This window comes from Streptomyces sp. DH12 (assembly GCF_020873895.1).
Taxonomy (GTDB): domain Bacteria; phylum Actinomycetota; class Actinomycetes; order Streptomycetales; family Streptomycetaceae; genus Streptomyces.
This window is the reverse complement of sequence record NZ_JAHWGT010001708.1, coordinates 1-384: the sequence shown is the minus strand read 5'-3', so window position 1 is coordinate 384 and position 384 is coordinate 1. Positions and strand designations below refer to the sequence as shown.

Genomic DNA, 384 nt, shown 5'->3' with positions numbered 1-384 from the left:
CGCTCCCCGGAGCGGCGCAGCAGCCGTTGCAGGGCGACCGCCGGGGGCAGCGGCTCCAGGGTGTCCCGGTCGTCCACGGCGGGCCGCAGCAGGCCCAGATCGACCGCGCAGGGGGCCGCCTGGGCCTCGACCGCGTCCAGCCGGCCCTCACGCAGGGCCCGCTCGTACAGTCCGGTCCCCTCCGGGCACAGCTCGTCCGCTCCGTGCTCCGCGTGCGGCGCGCCGGTCACCGGGGGCCGCCGTCCTCGTCGAGGATCCCGGACTGGGCGATGAGGTAGCCCAGTTGGGCCCGGCTGCCGCTGCCCAGGGTGGCGGCCAGCTTGGCTATGTGGGCCCGGCAGGTGCGGACGTTCATGCCGAGCCGGCGGGCGAGGGCCTCGTCCA

2 pseudogenes are annotated in these 384 nt (G+C 77.3%); both read right to left on the bottom strand.

Annotated features, from left to right (window positions below):
• Positions 1-230 (bottom strand): annotated as a pseudogene (locus LPA54_RS41845) (helix-turn-helix transcriptional regulator); the annotation flags it as partial.
• A pseudogene (locus LPA54_RS41840) lies at positions 227-384 on the bottom strand (helix-turn-helix transcriptional regulator); the annotation flags it as partial. The pseudogenes LPA54_RS41840 and LPA54_RS41845, both read right to left, overlap by 4 nt.